Genomic DNA, 271 nt, shown 5'->3' on the forward strand with positions numbered 1-271 from the left:
TGCTCTGCAGAAGCAGATCAATCAGAATGAGAAGTCGATGCGGCAACTGGAGAAACAGGCCACGAACGTCATCGACGTCATCAAAAACATGGACTCGTCATCGCTCGTACAACTGCAACAGGCACAGAGGATGCTGAACGCTGAGATGCAGAAGACTCCGCAGAACACGGAATACTTCAAGCAACTCAACGAGAAGCTGCAGTCTGTAAAGACATCCATCGCCGGAATCAGGGCCGAAAGCAAGGAAAACTACACCGAGATGAGCCAGGCA

1 protein-coding gene is annotated in these 271 nt (G+C 50.9%); it reads left to right on the forward strand.

Features of this window, described 5'->3' with window-relative positions; genetic code table 11:
- Window positions 1–37 precede the first annotated feature (37 nt).
- The coding region (locus tag ACQP6G_RS20850; RefSeq protein ID WP_429767234.1) for a hypothetical protein at window positions 38–271 on the forward strand (234 nt) is incomplete at its 3' end.

This window comes from Isoptericola nanjingensis (assembly GCF_050311635.1).
Classification (GTDB): domain Bacteria; phylum Actinomycetota; class Actinomycetes; order Actinomycetales; family Cellulomonadaceae; genus Isoptericola; species Isoptericola nanjingensis.